This window comes from uncultured Ellagibacter sp. (assembly GCF_934636505.1).
In the GTDB taxonomy this organism is placed as follows: domain Bacteria; phylum Actinomycetota; class Coriobacteriia; order Coriobacteriales; family Eggerthellaceae; genus Ellagibacter.
Genome location: NZ_CAKUAL010000021.1, coordinates 1 through 22,668, shown reverse-complemented (window position 1 = coordinate 22,668; position 22,668 = coordinate 1). Strand labels below are relative to the sequence as shown.

Here is a 22,668-nt window from a genome sequence, read left to right as displayed (position 1 = left end):
TCGTTCGACGGCGTGACACTGCGAGTGTACCACGCGCGGCGCCGCGAAAAGAAGCGCTACGCAAGCCCGAACGCAAGCCCCACGGCGCGGATGCAGAACGCCACGACCCACGCGACGACGCACTGGGACACCACGAGCTTCGCCGCCGTGCGGCCGTTCGTCTCCTTCTTCACCGTCGCGATGGCAGCCACGCAGGGCGTATAGAGCAGCGTGAACACGAGGAACACGAACGCCGTGAAGGGCGTGAACACCTCCTGAAGCGCCGCGACGCCACCACCGACGAGCACGGTCAGGGTGGACACGACGCTCTCCTTGGCCATAAATCCGGTGAGCAGCGCCGTCGATGCGCGCCAGTCACCGAACCCGAGCGGTGCGAACACCGGGGCAATCGCGCCGCCGATCAAGGCGAGCAGGCTCTCATCGGCGCTTGCCGCAAGACCGAGTCCCGCGTCGAAGGTCTGCAGGAACCAGATAGCGAGCGTCGCGAGGAACACGACGGTGAACGCCTTCTGAATGAACCCTTTCGCCTTGTCCCATACGAGGCGAAGCACGCTTTTCGCGCTAGGGAGGCGGTAGTTGGGAAGCTCCATCACGAACGGTACGGGCTCGCCGGTGAATTTGAACCGCTTGAGCGCAAGCGCGTAGAGGACGCCCGTCGCCATGCCGAGCAGATAGAGGGCAAGCACCACAAAACCGCGCATCTCAGGTGGGAAGAATACACTTGTGAGCAGGCCGTATATCGGAAGTTTCGCGCTGCAACTCATGAAGGGGACGAGCAGGATCGTCATCTTGCGGTCGCGCTCGCTCGACAAGGTGCGCGAAGCCATGATCGCCGGTACCGAGCAGCCGAACCCCATAAGCATGGGCACGAAGCTTCTACCCGAAAGGCCAAGACGGCGCAGCGGCTTGTCCATCACGAAGGCCACGCGCGCCATGTATCCGCTGTCCTCAAGAATGGACAAGAACAAAAACAGCGTGACGATGACCGGCAAAAACCCGAGCACGCTTCCCACGCCGCCGCAGATGCCGTCGGTCACGAGCGAGCTTACGATCGGGCTCACCTCCGCCGCAGCGAGCGCATCGCCGATGGCGCCGATCACGAAATCGATTCCCGCCTGCAGCCAGTCCGACAGCCATGCGCCAAGCCAGCTGAACGTCATGAGGAACACGAACCCCATAATAAGGATGAAACACGGGATGGCGGTAAAGCGCCCGGTCAGGATGCGGTCGGCCGCCACGCTGCGGACATGCTCGCGGCTCTCGTGCGGGCGGACGATGGTGCGCGCGCAAAGGCGCTCGATGAACGAGAAACGCATGTTCGCAAGCGCCGCCTCGCGGTCGAGGCCGCCTTGACGCTCGAGAGCCTCGATGAAGCCGGTGAGCGCCTCGCGCTCGCGTTCAGGGACGGCGAGCTCGCTTTCGATCAGCGGGTCGCCCTCGACCATCTTCGTCGCGGCGAAACGCACGGGCAGGCCCGCCGCCTTCGCATAGGGGTCGATGAGGTGCATGAACGCGTGAACGCAGCGGTGCACCTCGCCGAGCGGATCGCCCGACTTCTCGCCTGCGGGGCAAAAGTCGATGTACCCGGGGACTTCGCGGTTCATCGCAACATGCATCGCATGGTCGACAAGCTCGTCGATGCCCTGGTTCTTCACCGCAGAAATGGGCACGACGGGAATGCCGAGCGCCGCCTCGAGCTCGTTGATGCGCACCGAGCCACCGTTCGCGGAGAGCTCGTCCATCATGTTGAGCGCGAGCACCATGGGAATATTGAGTTCCATCAGCTGCAACGTGAGATAAAGGTTGCGCTCGATGTTTGTCGCGTCGACGATGTTGATGATCGCGGTGGGCTTCTCTTTGATGAGGAAGTCGCGCGTCACGACCTCCTCGTTCGAGTACGGCGAAAGCGAGTAGACGCCGGGAAGGTCGACCACCGTTGCCTCGGGGTGGCGGCGCAGCTGGCCCTCCTTTTTGTCGACAGTGACGCCGGGGAAGTTTCCGACATGCTGATTTGCGCCTGTGAGCTGGTTGAACAGCGTGGTCTTGCCGCAGTTTTGATTGCCGGCGAGCGCAAAGGTAATCGGCGCGCCCTTAGGCAGAGGCTCACCGAGGTTGCGGATGTAGTCGTCGCCTGTCGCGCTCACCTCGCCGATACCGGGGTGCGCGGACGCGCGGGGCAACGGTTCGACGGGAACGGGCGTCTTGGGAAGGGACTCCACGGGCTCAATCAGGGCGAAGCGGGCGTCGTCGAGGCGCAGCGTCAGCTCGTAGCCGCGCAGCTCGATCTGGATGGGGTCGCCCATCGGGGCAACCTTGCGCACGCGCACTCCGATGCCGGGCGTAAGCCCCATGTCGAGCAGATGGCGACGCAGCTCGCCGTGGCCGCGCACCGCCTTGATAATCGCGCACTGCCCAGCCTTCAAAGTGTCGAGCGTGGGTTCATCGTTTGGTTCGTGCTCGCGACCTGCGGATTTGTCATCTGCGGGTGCACCGCTCGAGCGCCCGCCTTCTCCAGGCGCGCCGTCTTCCAGGAGCACTCCCCCGCTTCCCAGCTCGGCCTTCGCCGCATCGTTATTATCCTGCGTCATGCAAACCTCGTCCCCCGCGCTAACTTTCAACTGCTTATCGTTGCGCGTAACGGGCGCGAGCGCAAGAACATCTCCCCGAACGGCCGAGAAATATCCATCGCCCTACGAGCTGCCAAGCGGGAAAGCTCCTCGTGCCGAACGGAAGGTTCCTCGCCCCGCGAGCTATCGAGCGGAAAGCCCCTCGAGCATGCGGCGCAGCTCCTTCTGCACGCTGTGCTCGGTGTTGGGGCCGATGACCTTGCGCGCGACCTGCTTGATGGCCGAGCGACCGTTCTCCATCGCAATGGGCATGCCGACCATGCGCAGGATCTCGTAGTCGTTCATGGAATCGCCGAACGCCGCGACCTCGTCGGCCGAGACGCCGTGCGCCTCCATGACCTGGCGAATTCCCGTCGCTTTGTTCACGCCGCGCTGCATGACGTCGATCCACTTTCGGCCCGACGGCGCGAACACGAAGTCCTCCCCCAGCTCGCGGGTGAGCGCATAGGACATATCCATGACGGTGCCGTCGCTCACGTACACCGACGCCTTGATGATGCTCGTCTCCGGGGAAGGCACCTCGTAGGCGCGCACGGGATTCGGGAGGTTCTTGTCGATCTCGCGCTCGAAAACGGCCTCGTCGTCGAGGAGGAAGCTGTTCGTCCGATCGAATAGGGCCAGGTGGAGCACGTCGAACAGGGTGACCGCGCGGTAGAGACGGCACACAGCGGCGTGAGAGAAGACCTCGCGGTCGACCAGCTTGCCGCCGACGACGACCTGCGCGCCGTTCGACGCGACGAAGTCCATGAGGTCGACCACGGGCGCGAACTGCTCGGAAAGCGTGTCGAAGCGACGCCCCGACGACGCGACGAAATGGACTCCGCAGCGGCGAAGCCCGCTGATAAGCTCGAACGTTTCAGGCGGGACGTTACCCTCCGCGTCGAGCAGCGTGCCGTCCATGTCGCTTGCGATAAGCTTGATCATGCAGGTTCTCCTTCTTGCCGGCCCCTTCGCCAGCCTGTTCTCTTCGCGTTTCCAACGCCTGCATTGTAGCGGGCGCGTATAAAGAAACGGTTAAGGGAAGGTCACGGACCGTCTGCGGCGGGCGCAGGGAGCGACAGGCGAAGGGGCGGCAGCCTCGGGGCGGCCTCGGGGGCGGCAACCTCGCAACGGCCTCGCGGCAGCCTCGGGGGCGAAAGGCGAAGGGCCTAGTCGGAGAGCCCTGCGGCCTCGAGCGCGGCGACGATTGTGCGCAGAGCCTTCACGCGCGCGTAGCGCTTGTCGTCGGACTCGAGGATGATCCACGGCGCGAACGAGGTCGATGTCAAGCGGAACATGTCCTCGATAGCTTCCTTGTACTGGGGATACTTCTCGCGGTTGCGCCAGTCGTCGTCGGTGATCTTCCACTGCTTGGCGGGGTTGGACTGTCGCTCCTCAAAACGGCGGAGCTGCTCGTCGGGGCTGACCTCCACCCAGAACTTCAGAAGGATGGCACCCCAATCGACCAGGTCTTTCTCGAAGGCATTGATCTCGTCGTACGCCTGGGTAAGGCGCTCGGGCGAGGCGTAGCCCTCCACCCGCTCCACGAGCACGCGGCCATACCAGCTGCGATCGTAGATGCCCACATGGCCCGCCTTCGGCAGGCGCGTCCAGTAGCGCCACAGGTGCGGGTGCGCGAGCTCGGGCGCCGTGGGGGCGGGGCTCGGGAAGATCGTGTAGGCGCGCGCGTCGAGCGATTGCGCCACGCGCTTGATGTTGCCGCCCTTGCCCGCGGCGTCCCAGCCCTCGTACATCACCATGAGTGGGATGCGGGCCTGGTACATATTGTTCTCCAGGCGGAACAGGCGCTTCTGCAGGCTCTTGAGCTCGTCTTTGTATTCCTCGGGCGAGAGCGAGAGCGAGTGGTCGACGCCCGCAAGCGTCGGTGCGTCGTCGATAAGATGGAAGCGGGAAGTCGCGGGGGCGGCAAAGCGCGGGGGCTGCCTCATGGCACCGTCCGCGGAAGCCGAGGCGTCTGTGGGGGTCGAGGCGTCTGCGGCATCCGCCGAGCCCACGGCACTTGCCAAGTTCGCGGCCTCCTTGCGCGCGAGCGCGGACTCGAGCGCACGCACAAGCGTCTGCGCGATGACGATGTTCGCGCGGCGCTTGTCTTCCCCGTTCACAAGCGTCCAAGGGGCGAACGCGAAGTTGCTGCCCTCGAGCATGAGGTCGTAAATGCTGTAGGCGTACTCGTAGTTCCCAATGCGCTCGAGACGCTTCTTGTCGACGCGCCACGCCGTGGCGGGGTCGGCGGCCAGGCGTTCGAGGCGCTCCCTCTGGCCTTCGGCGGACACGTGGATGAAGAATTTCACGACCTCATAGCCGTCGTCGACAAGCCCGCGCTCGAACTCGCGTATGGACGCAAGGCACACCCCGGCTTCCTTGCGAGCTGCGAGCTGGTCGCCGCGGGCTGCACCCTTTTTGCCTTCCTTGCGCTTCGGGTTAAGCCCGCCGAATGCGCGGCACATCGCGCGCTCGGCGGCCACGGAATACCAGCCGCGATCATAGAACGTGATCGCCCCGCGCGGCCCGAGCGCCTGCCAGAACTGCTGCATGAAAGGCCAGTACCCGGTGACATTATGCCCGGCATCCGAGAACGCCCGCGCCTCGTCCACGTCAAAATCGCCCGTCACGTGAACGCTCGTCGCGCGCGCGTCCAGGTTGAACATGAGGTCGGAGATGCGGCTTCCCTTGCCCGCGCCGTTCCATCCCTCGAAGAGCACCACAAGCCCGACGCCCTGAAGGCGCGCCTGCTGCTGTAGCGTCACGAGCCGCTCGATGAGCGCGTCGTGGGTTTCCTTGTACGTGTCCTTATCAATATCCGGTTGATTCAGATTGACCTGGTCAAGCATGGAAAACCTCTTTTCACGTAAGGTTTGGCGCAGCGTCGGGCGCCGAGGAGTCGGCTTGCCCGGGCACCGCGAAGGGCGCATCGTAGGGGTCGCTCTCGATGATTGGACACTGCCCGCGCACGAGCTCCGTGAGGGCCGTCTCGAAGGGCTCCTGCGTGCCGTCGAGCATGCGGAACGTGAGGGCGACCTGTGCCGCGAAATCGGCGTCGACGGTCTGGGCGCCATGTTGGCCGGCAAGACGTTGTGCCTGCTCGTAAAGGGAGTACGGGACCTCGATCAGCACGTCAATGCACCGCGAGACAGACACGATGTCCGCCGCGGCGATACCGGCCTGCGTCGCCTGCGTGTAGGCGCGCACGAGCCCTCCCGTGCCAAGCAGGATCCCGCCGAAATACCGCGTGACAACCACGGCGACATCGGTCAGGCCCGCATGCTGGATAGCCTCGAGCGTCGGCATGCCCGCCGTTTTCTGGGGCTCGCCGTCGTCGGAGTAGCGCACGCGACCGTTCTCGCGCAACACGTAGGCGTACACGTTGTGGCGCGCCATGCGGTGCTCGCTGTGGATCTCGTCGAGGAATGCGAGCGCCTCTTCCTCGGTTTCGACATGCTGGACAGTGGCGATGAAGCGACTCTTCTTCTCGACGATCTCGGCGCGCGCACGACCCTGGGTTGTGCAATACGAGGCCATGCGGCTCCTTTCGTCTTCGGGAAAACTCAGCTTGCCCCATCATAGCGCATGCGTGCAAACGGGCGCACGCGGGGCGAAGACGATGCTAAACTGTCACCCATCAAGAGAAAGGGCGGAACATGGCCGAGAAATCGACGATCGATCAGATTCTGGAACACAATGCGCACTTCGTGGAAGAACGTGAATACGAGCAGTTCAAGACGGACAAGTACCCCGACAAGAAGCTCGCTGTGGTCTCGTGCATGGACACGCGGCTGACCGCGTTGCTCATGGCGGCGCTCGGGCTTAAGAACGGGGACGCGAAGATCATCAAGGTTGCAGGCGCCGAGGTTTCCCACCCCTTCGGCAGCGTCATGAGATCGCTGCTCATCGCCGTGTGCGAGCTTGGCGTCGAAGACATCATGATCGTCGCGCACACGAACTGCGGCGCGCAGCACATGAGCGGCGAGGGCATGGTTTCCGACATGCTGCGCCTTGGCGTGAGCGCCGACCACATCAAGATGGCGCACCATTGCGGCATCGACTTCGACCAGTGGCTCGCGGGTTTCGGCGACACCGAGGAGGCGGTACGCAAAAGCGTCGACGTGGTGCGCAACCACCCGGTCATGCCGCCGCACGTGCGCGTCGCCGGCTTCATCATGGATTCCGAGACCGGCGAGCTCTTGCGCGTCACGGACTAGCATCCGTTCGCCGTCCGCCGTCGTCTCGCAGGCGGACGGCGAGCGCGGACCCGGCGAGCTAACGCGGACCCGACGAGCCTTCCCCCTTCGGCGTTTCGAACGGGCGAGCCGTTCCTTTCGCCTTACAGGAAAGACGCACCAGGTCCGCGAACCTATTTCATCTTACGCGGGCGTTGCAGGACAGCCGCCGTCCTCGCCACGAAGCCGCGCGGGGCAAGGCGCGTTGCGAACACGATCGTCTTCGCAAGCGCACCGGGCACGCAAAGCGCCTTGTTGCGACAAAGCGCGTTGAATCCTTCGCTCGCAACGAAGGGGGCATCGAGCGCGACACGCGAAATCGGGGTATGCGCAGCGTCGGCATTCTCCCAAAACGCCGTACGCACGGGGCCGGAGCACAACGCGCTCACGTGCACGCCGGCGCGACGCAACTCGACGTGGATGGCCTGGGAAAACGACTGGACGAACGCCTTCGAGGCGTAGTAGGTAGCCATGTCGGGGCCGGGCATGAAGCCCGCCACGGACGCGACGTTGAGAATGCCGCCGCATTTGCGCTTCGCCATGTCGGGCGCGAACTCGCCCACAAGCTCGACGAGCGCGAGGTCGTTCGTCAGGATGAGCGCCCGCTGGCGAGCCATGTCGCTTTCCACGAAACGCGCGTCGTAGCCGAAGCCCGCGTTGTTCACGAGCACATCGACGGCAAGCCCCATCTCGCGCACGCGGGCGGAAACCTCCGCCGCCGCGCCCACCTTCGCGAGGTCGCACACGATGACGTGGGCCTTTATGCTGTGCTCGAATTCCAGTTGTGCCGCCGCCTCGACGAGACGCTCCTCGTTGCGGCCGACGAGCACCACGTCCATCCCGCGCGCCGCGCACTGCCGCGCAAGTTCGAACCCCAAACCGCCTGCGCCCCCTGTGATGAGCGCCGTTTTCCAATCCTTGGTCCCCATAGCTCACAACCTTTCAGTCCGTCACGTTTACGGCCGTCGGCAATGTAGCATCATTGTATGACGCGCGAGGCAAATGCGAGAATAGGCTTCACCACATCTGAGGAATAATTCCTCTTGGACAATATGGCCAGCATCGAGGGAGAGACTGCGAGGAGCTGGCCAAACCGCTGCAGACGCCAAGCGACGCAACTCCTTAAGTTACCTTGGATATCACGTCATCACGGTCGGGCGCCAGAAAGCGAAGGGCCCCGCCGTCGAACGGTCCCCGAGAGAGGGGACGATTCGACGAGCGAGGCCCTTCGAGTGTGGCGAACGAAACTGCTAGCTTAAGACGAACATGGCCAAAAACGCGATGGCGGCCACCCACATGAGGGGCTTGACCTCGCGCGCCTTGCCGGTAACCAGCATGATTACGCAGTAGGAGATGAAGCCGAAGCCGATGCCGTTGGTGATCGAGTAGGTCATCGGGATGCCCATGATGGTCGCAAACGCCGGGAATGCGAACTCAATGCGCGTCCAGTCGATGTTGATGACGTCGGAGAGCATGAGATAGCCGACGACGACGAGCGCGCCGCAGGTCGCGGAGCTCGACACCATGCCGATGATGGGCGACGCGAACGCGAAGATCACGAACAGGATGCCGACCACCAGGTTCGAGAGGCCCGTGCGCGCACCGGCGGCAGCGCCCGAAGTGGACTCAACGAAGCTCGTGACCGAGCTTGCGCCCACGAAACCGCCGACGGCGGCTGCGGCGGAGTCGACCATGAGAATCGGCTGGATGTCCTTCACATCGCCGTTCTCGTCGACGAAATCAGCCTGTTCGCCAACGGCGACGACCGTGCCCATGGTGTCGAAGAAGTCGCTCATGAGCAGGGAGAACACGAACAGCAGCAGCGCGGGCTGCAGGAAGACCTGCGCGATAGCCATCGTGTCGGTGCCGGGAATCATCTGAAATGGTGCCGCGAAGGCCGAGAAGTCAAGCCCGAAGCTCCACGACGAGGGAAGCGGGGTGACGCCCAGGGGAATGCCCGCGATGGTGGCAACAATAATGGAGATGAGCAGGCCGCCCTTCACATTGAGAACCTGGAGCACCACGGCAACCGCGATCGCGATCAGCGACACGATCGCAACCGGCGCCGACAGGTCGCCAAGCCCCAAAATGGTCGACTCGTTGGCGACTATGATGCCGCCGCCCTTAAGACCGATGAATGCGATGAACAGGCCGATGCCGATGCCGATTGCATGGCGCAAGCTCACGGGAATCGCGTCCATGACCGCCTTGCGCAAACCGCAGGCAACCAGGACAAGGATCACGATGCCTTCCAGAAAGACGATGGCCATCGCCACGCGCCAGTCGACGGCAGCGCCACCAAGGCAGAGCGTGTACGCCACGATTGCGTTGATGCCCATGCCGGATGCAAGCGCGATCGGTCGGTTCGCGATAAGGCCCATCGCGATAGTCATGATCGCCGCGCCGAAGCACGTCGCCGTGAGCGCCGCATCAAACGGAACACCTGCAACCACCAGCATATTCGGGTTCACTGCGATGATGTACGCCATCGCGAGAAACGTCGTCAAGCCGCCGATGATCTCGTTTCCGATCGTGCTTTTGCGCTCCGAAATCTTAAAAAACGAGTCCACTTTCCTCCCTTTCCCTTGCGCCCGCGCGGAAGCAATCAGTCAAGCCCGCACCTGAAGACTCAGCTGCCGAAGTGAGCCCAAACTGGGCACTTTCGCGTGAAAACATTTTCTCAACGGAAGGATTCTAGCATGCTAAAGCGCACACAAGACGCACATAAATGGAAAGCGCCTTCAACGGCGACTACGTCGCACGGTGCGGAAAACGAGGTCGCACCAGCGGTCGCCTACCCCTACCTCAGCTTATCAGCTGCGCACATCTCCTGGTACAAGCTCATTCGCAAAATGCCATTTATCGGTCCCTTAGAGGCTTTCTGCGAGTACCCTAATCTTTATCGATGACTGCAACGGTAAACCAGGCGCGCTCGTAGGGACGGTAGCGAGTGCTCGACTCCCGCAGCTCGAACCCGTCGCGCTTTGAGAGGTCCTCAACGTCGCGCGACATGACGCCGCTTTGCGTCTGTCCCAAAACGACAATCGGGCCATGATAGCCATCGAGAATCTCTTCCCAGGAGTTTTTGCAGGTGAGGGTAGGAGAATACGCCTCATACGCCAAGTTCCAGTTGCCTTTCTGCCAATCCATGTACGTTTGGGAAATGTCGGGATAGGCAAGCGACGTCAGGCTGATGTAGCCGATATCGGACGAGACGACAAGCGGCGCCTTCCCGTCGTTTTCCTGCGTCACGCGATCGACCGTCTGGCGCACTTCGTCGAGCGCCTCCTGGTTGTCGGAGCTGTAGAAGTCGCCGGCGAGGAGCGTCATGTTGAGGGCGGAAACGGAAAGGAGGATAGCGCATGCCGCACCGACGAGTACGCGCGAGCGAATGCGGGAAAGAAGCATTACCGCCGCAAAAAGGAGCGGACCGATTGCCACCCCAAGGTAGCGGTAGTACACGATAAGCGAGTCCATCAGAATGGAGGCCGAGAAGGAAATCGCGAAAACGCCCAGGTAGATCGCGAGCGCACAGAGCACGGGGGCAACCGAGTCGCGCGAGGCCCAAACGGCAAGGCGCCGAGAAAGCGAATCGCGCTGGGCGCGGGGGCTTTCGGACTCGGGGGCAAAATTCGCAGGAAGCTTACCATCATCGGCGGGCGCATTCGCGGAACACGAGCTGCCTTCGTCCGCAAAGCCAACGGCAGCCCGCTCCCCGAAGTCCTCGCCTCCCACGGCCTTCCCCGCCGCAGCGCACGAGCCGTCTTCTGCATGTTCGCCTGCAAGAACATGCGGCTTCACCAGGCGCACGAGAGACCAGACGGCCCACGCGCAAAGCCACACGAGCGTCGCTGCCAGAAGAACCCGCCCCACCACCTGAGGCACGGCGCCATAACTTCCCTCCAACGCGAAATGCACGAAGCTCGTCCGCACCGGGTACGTCGCAAACTCGATGTAGGTGACGGGAAACACCATGTTCGCCCAGTACGTGTTCGACACAACGCCCATCTGATGCACGAGCACCATAAGCCACGGCGCATAGAGCGCAACCTGAATGACGGCGCTCGCAACGAGTACTCCCAAAGCCGCCGCGCCACGTCGACGGGCGGCTCGATTGATGCAGAAGATGAGCAGTAGCAGGTTCACCATGAAAGCGGACATGGCGCCAAAGTAGTGAAGGTATGCGCTGAACAGGCTTGACACAGCGAAGACAACCCACCACGAAAGCGGCGCACCCGCAAGAAGCCTCTTCCCCTGCGCGCATTTCTGGACGCAGGCCACAGAGCCTTCGCACGCCGGCTCGCGCAAAGCGCACGCGATGCGCCACGCGGTGAGCGCGCACAGCATGACGGAAAACGTCGCCCACGAGTACATGCGAATCTCGGTCGACATAATGGCGGTATAGGGAATGAACAGGACGAATGCGGTGAACAGCACGCCGGGCTTCCAGCCGAAATCGCGGCGGACATGCGTGTATCCAAGGCTTGCAAGGGCGATCGACCCCAAAACCGTGAACAGGCGATACACAAGAATGTTCTGCCCGAAAACCAGATTGAGGACATGCAGCGCCCAGTAGAAGAGCACGGGGTGCACATCGCCCGAGCCGATGCGCCAAATCTCGGAGAACGAGTGGTTCGCTATGGCAACCGAATAGCTCTCATCGAACCAGATATAGCCATGGAAAGCCCCCACAAGCACAAACGCCGACCCCAAAGCAAGAACGGCAAGATGGAACCAACGAGACGAAAGCACCCCCTGCGCCCCTGCTCCGCTCGCACGCTTCATAAACCCTCCCGAGCAATCGATCCCCAATAACGCACCTGCATGAGAGTACTATTATTTCGTTTGTCTCGCTTGTCTTCAAAAAGATAGCGTTTTGAAGACAAACACCGCGCACGAACATGAAAGGGAGGCTTGTGGCGCTCATCATTCACGCAGACGACTTTGGGATTACCGTCGAGCAATCGAAGGCCATCCTCGAGCTTTCGGACGCATGCGGCGGCCATGGAGCTCTGTCGAGCATGAGCATGTTCGCGAACAGCCCGGCGTTTAACGAATGCGCCGAGCTTGTCCGTCCCTTCGCCGACGCGGGAAAGATAAAGCTTGGCCTGCACCTCAATATCGTGGAAGGGCATCCTGTCTCCAACCCCGACGACGTGCCGCTGCTGGTGAACGAGCGCGGAACCTTCTCCCATTCCTTTATGGGATACCTGATGGCATCGACGCTGCGCACCGGCGACCGCGACGGCATTCGCGAGCAGCTTGCCCGCGAATTCAGCGAGCAGATCAAGCGCTATCTCGAGGCCTTCCCCGACCAACGTCGTAATCTCCGTGTCGACACGCATCAGCACACGCATATGGTGCCCCTCGTGCACGATGCGCTCCTGGCTGCGTGCCGGCGCACCGATTGCCTGGTCACGACCGCACGCCTTCCCGTGGAGCCGATCGGCCCGCACCTTAAGAGCCCGCGACGCATCGCGGCGATTTCGCCTGTCAACCTCGTGAAAGACGCGCTGCTCGCCCTTCTCGCCCCGCACTGCCGCAAGGATTTGGAAGGGGGAAGCCACGTCGCCGACTTTTCCGGCATCGTGCTCTCGGGATGCATGCAGAAAACCACGCCCGGCCTGATTGCCGACATGGAGGCGCGCGCCGCCGAGCGTGGACGCGATCTCGAGGTGCTTTTCCACCCGATCAGCGTCCCTGTCGAGCAGTGCCTCGATCCCGAGAACCTGCCGTTCGCGCAAGCGTGCGCCTCCCCTAACCGCGACGCCGAGGCGAAGCTGATCACAAGCCTATCGACGCGCGCGTAGGGAAAGCCACTTACTCGCCGAGCGCCTCCGCGGCTTCCATCCACTCTTCCTCGAGCGCCTCGATCTGCGTCTCGATTTCCTTGATTTCCTTCTGCATATCACCGAGCTTCACGTAATCGGAGGGATCGACCTCGGTCATAGCCTGGTGGATGCCCTCGATCTTGCCGCGCAGCGTGTCCATTTTGCGCTCGGCCGACGCCATCGACTTTCGAAGCGCGCGGATCTCGCCGCCCGAGAGCTTCGACGCCGTGCCCGTCGCCTGCTCGCCCGCCGACGTTGAAGGCTGCTTGGAGGCAGAGGCCTTCCCGTTTGCAGAAGCGACCACACCGCCTCGCTCGTCGGTGGTGTGCCCCACAAGTTCCAGATACTCGTCGACGCCGCGCGGCAGATGGCGAATCTTGCCGTTGATCAGCGCATACTGGTTGTCGGTCACGCGCTCCATGAGATAGCGGTCGTGCGTGACCAAAAGCAGCGTGCCGGGCCATCCGTCGAGCAGGTCTTCCACCTGCGCGAGCATGTCGGTGTCCAGATCGTTGCCCGGCTCGTCCAAGATGAGCACGTTCGGCTCGTCAAGCAGGATGAGCATCAGCGCAAGACGACGCTTCTGCCCGCCCGATAGGTCGCACACCGGCTCGTTCAGGTCATCGCGGGTGAAGCCGAGGCGCTCGAGCAGCTGCGCGGGCGTGGCCTCCTTGCCGTCGAGCATCACGCGGCGCGAATAGCGGCCGATGACCTCTCGCACGCGGTCGCTTCCCAGTTTCACCAGGTTATCGAGGTGCTGCGACAACACGGCGAACTTCACGGTCTTGCCGATCTTCACCCGTCCCACGCTCGGGGCGAGCGCACCCTCGATCACCCGCAGAAGCGTGGTCTTGCCCGCGCCGTTCTCGCCGACGATGCCGAAGCGATCGCCAGGTCCGATGATCCACGACACGTCATCGAGCACGGTCTTTTCGCCGAGGCGCACAGTCACATCGGTCAAGTCGACCACCTGCTTGCCCAAGCGCGCGACGGCCATCCGCTTGAGCTCGAGCGTGTTACGCAGTGGCGGCACGTCGGCGATCAGCTCGCGGGCAGCGTCGATGCGGAACTTCGGCTTGGTCGAGCGCGCTTGCGCCCCGCGGGCAAGCCAGGCGAGCTCGCGGCGCAGCTGGTTTTGGCGACGCTGCTCGGCCACCTGCGCCTGACGGTCGCGCTCGACGCGCTGCTGGATATAGGCGGAGAAGCCGCCCTCGAACGGGTCGATCGTGCGGTCGTGCACTTCCCACATCGAAAGGCACACCTCGTCGAGGAACCAGCGGTCGTGCGTGACCACCAAAAGCGCGCCCGTCCCATGTTTCCAGCGTGCCTTCAGATGATGCGCAAGCCACGTGATGGCGCGCATGTCGAGATGGTTGGTGGGCTCGTCGAGCATGAGCACGTCCCAGTCGCCGATGAGCAAACGCGCCAGGTCAACGCGGCGACGCTGTCCGCCCGACAGGTCGCCCACACGCCCCTGCCAGGGAATATCGGCTGCAAGCCCAGAGATGATGTCGCGGACGCGGGCATCTCCTGCCCATTCGTATTCGGGGATATCGCCCACCACGGCATGTTCCACCGTATCGTCGTCGGAAAGCGCGTCCGCCTGCCCGAGCACGCCCACGCGAACGCCGCGCGTGCGAATTACGCGACCCTCATCAGGCTCGATAATGCCTGCAAGCAAAGAAAGCAGCGTGGATTTCCCGTCGCCGTTCTTGCCGACGACGCCGATGCGGTCGCCCTCGTCAAGCCCGAGGGAGACATCCTCGAACACCGTTTTCGTGGGGAACTCGACCCGCGCCTTCTCACAACCAAGCAGAAACGCCATACCATTCGTCCTTCGTTCGCGGGATACCATGCCGGGCACCCCGCCGCATTCAACCTGCACGCGGCTTCATCCGCCGTGCGTTTTTTCATCATGAGAGGATACCGCAAGCGGACGAGATTCCCAAATAGCGAGGGCGCCCGCGTAAGGCGCCCTCGAACGAAGTTCCCTTGTGTTTCAGCCGCTGCAGCGCGCTACTTCCTGAGGTAGCAGCCCACGATGCCGTCGCCCCAGTCGAGCTTGACCACCTTGTCGCCGTCATAGTAGAAGTCGTAAATGAAGTGGCCACCGTCAGCGTTCTCGTAATCGTAGGACTTGAAGAAAATGGTGATGCGGTCGACCGCCGTCACCTTCCATTTTTCGAAGTTGCTGCATTTGGGACCGACATCAACCGTGCCGTCGGCGTTCAGCGTGAAGTAGTTGTTGTCGGGATCGCCCTTGTCGGCCCAGGAAGTGTCCGCGACCAGCTTCTCGTACTTGGCAACATCGCCGTCGCCGCGCAGGTACCACGTCTCGGTCACATAGTCGTAGCAGGTCATCGCGTCGTTGAACACGATGTCGTAATCACGGACGTCGGTGCTTTCGGGGCGCAGGTGCTTGTCCTCGACCTTCGAGCTGCCGGGCTCGGTGATCGTACCGTCGGCATCGACGAACACGGCTTGGGGATAATAGAAGTTTTCGAAGAACAGACCGCCCTTCGACTTGTCGCCGTCCACGTACCACATGTCGTTCGAGCCGCTCGGATCGCCGAAGTCGTTCGGGCCGCACGTCTCGAGCATCCGAGGATGCTCGTTCGCAGCGGGTTCCTTCTTCGCCACCGCTCCGCCGCCGTCATTTCCGCCGCAGCCTGCAAGGGAAAAGGCGAGCACCGCCGCGCAACACGCGACGAGCAGAGCCGTCAGGGCCTTCGATCCATGCCAACCGGTATGTCGTCGAGTGACTTTCATGAGGTTCCTTTCCGCAGTGGCCATTCCTCCTCGTACAGCATCTGTGAAAAGAACTGCGATATACAGCACCCAAAGGCCCAAATTTGCGAAGGTCCCTCCCCTGCAAGTCCAAAGCCGCAGGAAAGCGGACACACGGGGCGGGAATGCGGCCGCCGGCGGAGCAAGGCGAGAAGCGAGGAGGGCAACGCAGGACGGGCGTCGGACCCGCGATCGCCTAGCGAGGGGAATGAGGCAGCGACCGCCCGCCGAGGCCAGCGAACCCCCGCTCGCCTAGCGCACCTTCGCGATCACCACGACAAGCACGCAGGCAGCGAGCACAGCCGAGATGCCGAACGCCGCCTGATAGGCGAAGGACATACCCATCGCTCCTGACTGCGCAGTCGCAGAAAGCGACGCGATCACAAGCACCATAATCGCCGTGCCGAGCGACGCGCACGCCTGGCGAACCGCCGCGAAGAACGCGCTCGCGTCCATCATGATCTCGCGTGGAAGCCCGCTCATGCCCCACGAGTTCAAAGGCCCGATCAGCGCGCTCACCCCCATGCCGCGAACCGTCTGCATGAGCGTCGTCATCCAAAGCGGCGTGTTCTCATCCATGAACGCCATGGACACGGCGCCCACCGTGAGGAGCGCCGCCGCGACAATCACCACCGGCCGCGCGCCCACCTTGTCGGAGAGAATGCCCGCAAGGGGGTTCACCACCACGGCCAGGATAGTCGCGGGGATGAACACGATCCCCGCTTCGACGGCGCTGCCCCCGCAGAGCCCCTGCACGTACAACGGCACGATCAGCGTGATTCCCATAAACGACGCGAACAGGCAATTCTGCGCGATAAAGCTTATGCGGAAGTGGGACGACTCGAAGATGCGCATGCTGATGAGCGGGTGCTCGATTCGCTTTTGACGCGCCACGAAAAGCATGAGGCACGCAATGCCCACGGCCGCAGGCACCCACACGAGCGGGCTTTGCACGCCCAGGCTCGCCGCGTTGGAGAAGGCGAGCAGAAGCCCACCGAAGCCGAGCGCAGAATACAGGAAGGACACGCCTTCGAAGCGCGCATCGCGCATCGGGGCGTCTTCGCGCGCTACCAGCAAGGACGCCGCAAGAATCAGAAGGACGACGATGGCGATGAACAGCCAGAAGAAGCTGCGCCACCCCCACGAGTCGACGAGCGCGCCCCCGATAAGCGGGCCGATGTTCGGGGCGAATCCCATAGCGATGCCCGCGATGCCCATCGCCGTGCCGTTTTGCCCTTTGGGAAAGCGCGTCATCGCGATCGACTGCAGGACGGGAAGCGTAATGCCCGCGCCGACGGCCTGCAGCACGCGCCCGAAAACAAGCACCCCAAACGTCGGGGCGAGCGCATCGACGATGCCTCCGACCAGGAATAAGCCCAATGCGAGGAAAACGACGTTGCGAAGGGAAAGGCGCTGCGACAAAAACGTCACAGCCGGAACGGTGATGCCGAGCACGAGCATGTAGATCGTCGTGAGCCACTGCCCGACGCTCGCGTTCACACCGAAGTCAGCTTCCACGCCGCCGAGCATGGAATTCATCACCGTTTGCGTGAGCGACCCAAGCGCGCACGCCAAAACGACAATCGCAAAGAGCGCGTAAGTGCGCCCTTTTTCGGACAACGACATGATGCCCCACTTCCTGTGCTCCGGGGCGCTACGCACCTATCTCACTGCTCAAGTAGGAACGTTTCGCGTCGGAGCCCCGCCCGACGCGCAAGCAGCGCTCATTATACCCTGCGAACCGAAAGGGGACAAAGCGCAAAGCGGGAAGCTCGGCGGGAGGAGAGGCGAGAAAAGGCCCGATTCCCAAGGTTGGAAATCGGGTCAATCGAGATAACGTTTGGGCACTAGCGGAATTCTGCCCCTTGAGCACCTGATAGACGCTCGGCGATGTCTGGCAACCTTATCGGGCCAGCGCCGTCGCAACGCGCTAGTTGAACTTCTGCTGCGTCTTCTCCAGGCCGTGCTCGATGAGGAACAGCGCCGCCTCGCATCCCAAGTCGGTCGCCTGCGCAAAGTCGTCCGCCGCGTCCTTCTTGGGAAGGGACAGCACGTAGTCGGCCACCGGCATGCGTCCCGGCGGGCGCCCGATGCCGCAGCGCACGCGGAACCAATCGCGCGTGCCCAGCTTGTCGCAGATCGAGCGCAGGCCGTTGTGGCCCGCATGCCCGCCGCCGAACTTCACGCGAATCGTGCCCGGGTCGATATCGAGCTCGTCGTGGATGACGACGAGGTGATCGGGCGACACGCCGTAGGCGTTCATGAGCTGCTTCACCGGACCGCCCGATGTGTTCATGTAGCTTTGCGGCTTTGCGAGCACCACGTCGATGTCGTGGTAAGCCCCTTTGCCGGTCAGCGCACCGCACTCGTTCTTCCAGTAGCGCACGCCGATTTCCGCTGCGATCTTATCGACCGTATCGAACCCGGCGTTATGGCGCGTATGCTCGTATTCCTCCCCGGGATTCCCCAGGCCAACAATGAGAAACATATATTTCGTACCCTATTCGAACAGCGAAGCGACCGAGCCGTTGCTGTAAACGTTTTTGATGGTCTGAGCGAACAGCGGGGCAAGCGTGAGGACCTTGATCTTGCCGGTCTGGCGCTCGAGCGGCACGGGGACAGCGTCGGTCACGACAACTTCCTCGATGCAGCTGTTCTCGATGCGATCGTATGCCGGGCCGCTGAACAGGCCGTGCGTTGCGCAGGCGAACACCTTCTTCGCACCCTTCGCCTTCAGCGTGGTCGCCGCGGCAACGAGGGAGCCGGCAGTGTCGATCATGTCGTCGTTCAGGATGCAGACCTTGCCCTCGACGTTGCCGATAAGCGCCGTGATCTCGGCCTGGTTGTGCTTGGGACGGTCCTTGTGCATGATCGCGATGTCGCAATCGAGCAGCGTGGAGAACTTCTTCGCGGCCTTCGCGCGGCCCACGTCGGGGGACACCACGCAAAGCTCCTCGGGGTCGAAGCCCATGGCCTTGTAGTAGTCCACAAAGATGGGCATCGCGGTCATGTGGTTCACCGGCTTGTCGAAGAAGCCCTGGATAGCATCCTGGTGCAGGTCGATCGCGATGATGTTGTCGGCGCCGGCGGTGGTGAGCAGGTCGGCGACGAGCTTCGCCGTAATCGGCTCGCGCGGAGCGGCCTTGCGATCCTGGCGAGCGTAGCCGTAGTGCGTGATGACGGCGCTCACGCTGTGGGCGCTCGCGCGCTTGGCGGCGTCAATCATGATGAGCAGTTCCATCAGGTTGTCGTTGACGTCGAGGCCGTTGGGGCTCGAGCACACGGACTGCACGATGAACACGTCCGCGCCGCGCACGCTTTCAAGATAGCGCGCGTAGATTTCACCGTTCGCGAACTTCTCAAGTTTCACATTGCCCAAGGAAATGCCCAGCTCGTGAGCGATTTCGTCAGACAGCCTCGGGTTGGAAGATCCCGAAAATACAGCGATTCTCTTCATCTTCTCGAATTCCATGCGGCGCTCCTTCTTGTGCCAGTCGACTCATCTTCTTCCTGCCCAGAGGGCAAGACCCGTACCGTCCATTGTATCCAAGCGCCGCGCCGCTGCGCGAGAAGTTCGCGGTATCTTCGCAGAGGGGCGCGAAATCCCGTAGACGCGCAGAGGGGCCGCGTGAATCGCAAACAGCGGGCGCGGCATGGCGGTACCAAGACCGAACATGCCTGCCGACGTGGGTAAACGGGCTTCAAGCTATATTCGCGAGCCTGTTATTATCCTATATTCAACGTGTTTCGGTCCTGTTAGCGCACCTCGACCCCGCTGCCACCGCCACATGTCCAATCAGGAGCTGCAGCCCTAATCAATCCCGCTTTCCCCGATTGCGGCCTCGATCGCCGCAACCAAAACCGCCGTCGCACCCTCGCCCGCCCGCGAGTCGTAGTAATCGACGAACCGCTCGTCTTCGAGATAGCTTTGCGCGAGCGCAACATGCGCATCCGTCGAATATGTCCCTTCGCCCCATTGCATGCGAATCCATCGGGCATGCATCTGCGCGAGCTTCGCCGCCTCGGGCCCCTTTGCATTTCCGGCAGCCACCGCCGCTTTCAGCTGCTCGATAATTGCCTGTTCAAGCGTTTCTTTCGCGTCCCACTCAGCCTCGCTCATGCCGAGCAGCCTTTCGTTCGCGGCATCGACCGCAGCATCGCCGTAACGCTCGCGCGCTTCTTTCCCGTGCCTCATCTCGTTGGCATGAACAGCACTCCAGCGCTTCAAATGCGGCAGCACCGCGCCCATAAGCGACACCGCTTCGTCGCGAGACATGCCTGTGTTTTCGGCCAAGCGCGGCGCGCAATCCTCGATCATGGCGTCCATCGTGGTTTCATAGGTATATTTTCCCTGTTCATAGCACCATTTACAGTAATGCTCATCTTTGGAGCCGTCGGCGTCGGAGCCGTAATCGGCCGGCGTCAAAATCATGCCGCAGCTCTCGCAATAGTACTCGGGCAAATCGAGCAGATGCATAATGGGCTCGTCGAGCACGTTCGCGATGAGCTTCATCATGTCGATGCCCGGCACAACCTCGCCGCGCTCCCAACGCGACACCGCCTGCCGCGTCACGTACAGCTTCGCCGCAAGCCCTTCCTGCGTCAGGCCCTTGCGTTTGCGCAGCTCAATCAGTTTCGTTGCGAAATCCACCGAAAGCTCCTCTCTCGATTCTGTTGGCAAAACTCTATCCCAACCAAGCGCGAATTCCTAGCAACCTTCAGTTGCGAGTCCAATCGGCATGAAGCGCCTACTCCATTTCAGCCTTTATGCACCGAGGAATTCAAAAAATTGCTCGATGTGCGTAGGTCTTCGCGGAGCGAGCTCGGATGCCGATTAGTTGCCATATGCGTGACCTGGGCTTTTCTGATTCCGAAGCGCCTGCTGCAAAATGCCCTACGCCAAAGCCTACGCACATCGGGCATTTTTCTTCATTGGCAGCGCATCGGAAGGTGCGGGGGCTCGGCAGCGGGGGCGCGACGGACGATGCGGAGCGGAGGGGGCGGGGCGGCGAGGGGCTAAGTGGAAGGGGCGGGGCGTCCCTGGGCAGCAGCGGGTGCGGAGCAGTCCCGAGCCACTGTAGGGGCGGGGCGGCGGCCCTGCGCGCCGAATGATGCGCGCGGCGGCCTTGCGAGCCGCCGCGCGTTTGAGAAGGTGGCGAGATTAACCAGCAGCTGGCGAAATTGACCAGCTCCGGCGTTTTAGCTCGATGTCGAACGCCGCGTGGTAGGAGCCACCTCAGCTGGCCAGCGCCGCACTGCCAACGCCGCCTTAGATGTCGAGCGCCGCGTGGTAAGCCTCGTACACCGCAGTCGTGATGTTGGAAGGACGCACTGCATCACCGACGATGCGCACGAACGGCGCCGCATCCCGCAGGGCGTCCGCGACATCGCTGCGCGAGCGCTGGCCGATGGCGCAAATCACCGTGTCACCAGGAACAAGGTGCTCCTTCCCCTCCCCGTCCGCAACGACAAGGCCACCACGCTCCACGCGCACACCGCGGGCGTTCAGGTTGACGTCAATGCCCGCGCGCTCGACTTCCGCAAGCAAGATGGACCTATGCCGGATATTGGCGTCGATGGCAAGCCCGTCGCGCATCTCGACGATGTGCGCACGCCTACCAAGTCGCACCTGGTTGATCGCGCATTCGCAGCCCGTCAGCCCACCGCCAAGAACGACAACCTCATCCCCCGGTTGCTCGCCTTCCAGGTACAGGTCGTCGATCGAGAGCACGCGCGCACCCTCTTCGACGGGAAGCGGCATCGGAATCGGAGCCGACCCTACGGCGACAATCACCGCATCGGCCGCAATCCTCTCCGCGAACGCCGCGTCGACCTCGGTGTTCAGGCGGATATCCACCCCAAGGCGATCGAGCAGGTGCGCGTAGGTGCGCCCCAGCCCATACATGTCGCGCTTGAAGGGCAGTGCCGCCTCAGTGCGCAGGATGCCACCGAGCTCGCCCTCACGCTCGCACAGGACGACGTCGTGCCCGCGACGGGCCGCCGTTGCTGCGGCGGCCATGCCAGCAATGCCGCCGCCCACGACGAGCACCTTGCGCGAACGGGGCGAGCGCGCGATGTCCATCCCCTCGAATTCGCGTCCGATGAGCGGGTTCACCGCGCAGCGGCGCGTTTGCGTCACGGCACGCTCGGCCATGCACACGTAGCAGCGAAGGCATTTCACCACATCGTCGCCGCGATTCGCCATCACCTTCGCGGGGAGCTCGGGGTCGGCCAGAAGCCCGCGCGCCATGGCGACGGCGTCGGCCTGACCGCTCGCGATGATTTCCTCCATCTGCGCGGGGTCGGAAAGCCCGCCGATCGCCACGACAGGGATGCTCACGTGCTTCTTGATTTCCGCCGCAAGATGCACGTTGCAACCGTGGTCGCGGAACATCGACGGGTGCGTGATCGAGAAGCCAAATTGGTAGGACCCTGCCGATACATGCATGAGGTCGACCAGATCCTCGAGCGCATGGGCGATGCGGGCGCCCTCGGCCACATCGTAGCCGCCCTCGAAAAGCTCGGCTCCGCTTATGCGCAGCTCAATGGGGAATCCGGGGCCAACGGCGCTGCGCACCGAAGCGAGCACCTCGCGCGCGAAGCGGATGCGGTTCTCAAGCGGCCCGCCGTATTCGTCCTCGCGCTTATTGAAGTAGGGGGAGAGGAACTGGTTGATCAGCCAGCCGTGCCCCGCATGCACCATGACCATCTGGAAGCCGGCACGCTTCGCGAGCGCAGCCGCCTCACCATATGCTGCAACGATACTCGCAATCTGCTCATGCGAAAGCGCGCGCACGGGCATGCCGTCGGGGCGCACGCCATCGGAGGGCCCCCACTGGCACAGATCGCCCTTCTTCTCCTTGTCGACCATGTAGGTGCCTGCGTACTGTCCCGAATGCGAAAGCTCGATGGATGCGACCGCGCCGTGACGTTTGATCGCGTCGGCAAGGTAGGTGAAGGCGCCGAGCTGACCAGGCGTCTTCAGCGACAGCCGCAACATTTGCGAGCCGTCGGTTTCGGGATGGACCACAAGCTCGCTCACGGTGACGACGGCCGCGCCGCCCTTTGCGCGCAGCTCGTAGAATCCCTGGGTGCGCGGCCCCGGCGTACCCTCCGCCGTAATGTCGGTCGCGCCCATCGGCGCAGATAGCATGCGGTTACGAAGCGTCAGGCGCCCCACCGTAAGCGGCGCACACAGATGCGGAT

At 62.9% G+C, this 22,668-nt stretch carries 16 protein-coding genes; 2 read left to right on the top strand and 14 right to left on the bottom strand.

Annotated elements, in window-relative coordinates:
- Positions 1-56 precede the first annotated feature (56 nt).
- The 4 genes from feoB to Q0G18_RS04035 form a co-directional block, all read right to left on the bottom strand.
- Positions 57-2,588: a ferrous iron transport protein B gene (feoB, locus tag Q0G18_RS04050; RefSeq protein WP_297149722.1), complete on the bottom strand. Its 2,532-nt coding sequence runs from the start codon at positions 2,586-2,588 to the stop codon at positions 57-59.
- A gap of 162 nt (positions 2,589-2,750) precedes the next feature.
- Complete coding sequence (locus Q0G18_RS04045; protein ID WP_297149719.1) at positions 2,751-3,551, bottom strand: HAD family hydrolase; 801 nt, start codon at positions 3,549-3,551, stop codon at positions 2,751-2,753.
- Between the two features lie 224 nt (positions 3,552-3,775).
- On the bottom strand, positions 3,776-5,458 hold the full coding sequence (locus Q0G18_RS04040; RefSeq protein WP_297149716.1) for a polyphosphate--AMP phosphotransferase: 1,683 nt from the start codon (positions 5,456-5,458) through the stop codon (positions 3,776-3,778).
- Positions 5,459-5,471: 13 nt separating this feature from the next.
- On the bottom strand, positions 5,472-6,146 hold the full coding sequence (locus tag Q0G18_RS04035) for a YigZ family protein (RefSeq protein WP_297149714.1): 675 nt from the start codon (positions 6,144-6,146) through the stop codon (positions 5,472-5,474).
- A gap of 119 nt (positions 6,147-6,265) precedes the next feature.
- Here Q0G18_RS04035 and Q0G18_RS04030 point away from each other — a divergent pair, with 119 nt between their 5' ends.
- A complete protein-coding gene (locus tag Q0G18_RS04030; protein ID WP_297149711.1) occupies positions 6,266-6,826 on the top strand; it encodes a carbonic anhydrase in 561 nt (186 codons plus the stop codon).
- Between the two features lie 152 nt (positions 6,827-6,978).
- On the opposite strand, the gene Q0G18_RS04025 is transcribed toward Q0G18_RS04030, so the two are convergent.
- The 3 genes from Q0G18_RS04025 to Q0G18_RS04015 form a co-directional block, all read right to left on the bottom strand.
- On the bottom strand, positions 6,979-7,773 hold the full coding sequence (locus Q0G18_RS04025; RefSeq protein WP_297149706.1) for an SDR family oxidoreductase: 795 nt from the start codon (positions 7,771-7,773) through the stop codon (positions 6,979-6,981).
- 321 nt (positions 7,774-8,094) lie between these two features.
- Positions 8,095-9,414 carry an NCS2 family permease gene (locus Q0G18_RS04020; protein WP_297149703.1) on the bottom strand — a complete coding sequence of 440 codons (1,320 nt, stop codon included), beginning with the start codon at positions 9,412-9,414 and terminating at the stop codon, positions 8,095-8,097.
- 322 nt (positions 9,415-9,736) lie between these two features.
- The gene (locus tag Q0G18_RS04015; RefSeq protein WP_297149700.1) at positions 9,737-11,629 is read right to left on the bottom strand and encodes a hypothetical protein; all 1,893 of its coding nucleotides are present in this window, start codon (positions 11,627-11,629) and stop codon (positions 9,737-9,739) included.
- 131 nt (positions 11,630-11,760) lie between these two features.
- Between Q0G18_RS04015 and Q0G18_RS04010 the strand changes: the two genes are divergently transcribed.
- Positions 11,761-12,654 carry a ChbG/HpnK family deacetylase gene (locus tag Q0G18_RS04010; RefSeq protein ID WP_297149697.1) on the top strand — a complete coding sequence of 298 codons (894 nt, stop codon included), beginning with the start codon at positions 11,761-11,763 and terminating at the stop codon, positions 12,652-12,654.
- A 10-nt stretch (positions 12,655-12,664) separates the two neighbouring features.
- On the opposite strand, the gene Q0G18_RS04005 is transcribed toward Q0G18_RS04010, so the two are convergent.
- From Q0G18_RS04005 to Q0G18_RS03975, 7 genes are all read right to left on the bottom strand, one after another.
- On the bottom strand, positions 12,665-14,500 hold the full coding sequence (locus Q0G18_RS04005) for an ABC-F family ATP-binding cassette domain-containing protein (RefSeq protein ID WP_297149694.1): 1,836 nt from the start codon (positions 14,498-14,500) through the stop codon (positions 12,665-12,667).
- Positions 14,501-14,691: 191 nt separating this feature from the next.
- Complete coding sequence (locus Q0G18_RS04000) at positions 14,692-15,444, bottom strand: hypothetical protein (protein WP_297149691.1); 753 nt, start codon at positions 15,442-15,444, stop codon at positions 14,692-14,694.
- A gap of 270 nt (positions 15,445-15,714) precedes the next feature.
- The gene (locus Q0G18_RS03995; protein WP_297149688.1) at positions 15,715-17,088 is read right to left on the bottom strand and encodes a DHA2 family efflux MFS transporter permease subunit; all 1,374 of its coding nucleotides are present in this window, start codon (positions 17,086-17,088) and stop codon (positions 15,715-15,717) included.
- 304 nt (positions 17,089-17,392) lie between these two features.
- Positions 17,393-17,950, bottom strand: coding sequence for an aminoacyl-tRNA hydrolase (gene pth, locus Q0G18_RS03990; RefSeq protein WP_297149686.1), 558 nt, complete (start codon positions 17,948-17,950; stop codon positions 17,393-17,395).
- Positions 17,951-17,962: 12 nt separating this feature from the next.
- Positions 17,963-18,934 carry a ribose-phosphate pyrophosphokinase gene (locus tag Q0G18_RS03985; protein ID WP_158048661.1) on the bottom strand — a complete coding sequence of 324 codons (972 nt, stop codon included), beginning with the start codon at positions 18,932-18,934 and terminating at the stop codon, positions 17,963-17,965.
- A 339-nt stretch (positions 18,935-19,273) separates the two neighbouring features.
- Positions 19,274-20,113 (bottom strand): TipAS antibiotic-recognition domain-containing protein, encoded by an 840-nt coding sequence (locus Q0G18_RS03980; RefSeq protein ID WP_297149683.1) that lies wholly within the window; start codon positions 20,111-20,113, stop codon positions 19,274-19,276.
- 618 nt (positions 20,114-20,731) lie between these two features.
- The coding region (locus Q0G18_RS03975) for an FAD-dependent oxidoreductase (RefSeq protein WP_297149681.1) at positions 20,732-22,668 on the bottom strand (1,937 nt) is incomplete at its 5' end.

Excerpts from the sequence above, each read along its gene's own strand:
- Q0G18_RS04005 (WP_297149694.1), bottom strand. The coding sequence starts at position 14,500 with ATGGCGTTTCTGCTTGGTTGTGAGAAGGCGCGGGTCGAGTTCCCCACG.
- feoB (WP_297149722.1), bottom strand. The coding sequence starts at position 2,588 with ATGACGCAGGATAATAACGATGCGGCGAAGGCCGAGCTGGGAAGCGGG.
- Q0G18_RS04045 (WP_297149719.1), bottom strand. The coding sequence starts at position 3,551 with ATGATCAAGCTTATCGCAAGCGACATGGACGGCACGCTGCTCGACGCG.
- Q0G18_RS04030 (WP_297149711.1), top strand. The coding sequence starts at position 6,266 with ATGGCCGAGAAATCGACGATCGATCAGATTCTGGAACACAATGCGCAC.
- Q0G18_RS04015 (WP_297149700.1), bottom strand. The coding sequence starts at position 11,629 with ATGAAGCGTGCGAGCGGAGCAGGGGCGCAGGGGGTGCTTTCGTCTCGT.
- Q0G18_RS03985 (WP_158048661.1), bottom strand. The coding sequence starts at position 18,934 with ATGGAATTCGAGAAGATGAAGAGAATCGCTGTATTTTCGGGATCTTCC.
- Q0G18_RS04000 (WP_297149691.1), bottom strand. The coding sequence starts at position 15,444 with ATGAAAGTCACTCGACGACATACCGGTTGGCATGGATCGAAGGCCCTG.
- Q0G18_RS04040 (WP_297149716.1), bottom strand. The coding sequence starts at position 5,458 with ATGCTTGACCAGGTCAATCTGAATCAACCGGATATTGATAAGGACACG.
- Q0G18_RS03995 (WP_297149688.1), bottom strand. The coding sequence starts at position 17,088 with ATGTCGTTGTCCGAAAAAGGGCGCACTTACGCGCTCTTTGCGATTGTC.
- Q0G18_RS04035 (WP_297149714.1), bottom strand. The coding sequence starts at position 6,146 with ATGGCCTCGTATTGCACAACCCAGGGTCGTGCGCGCGCCGAGATCGTC.
- pth (WP_297149686.1), bottom strand. The coding sequence starts at position 17,950 with ATGTTTCTCATTGTTGGCCTGGGGAATCCCGGGGAGGAATACGAGCAT.
- Q0G18_RS04025 (WP_297149706.1), bottom strand. The coding sequence starts at position 7,773 with ATGGGGACCAAGGATTGGAAAACGGCGCTCATCACAGGGGGCGCAGGC.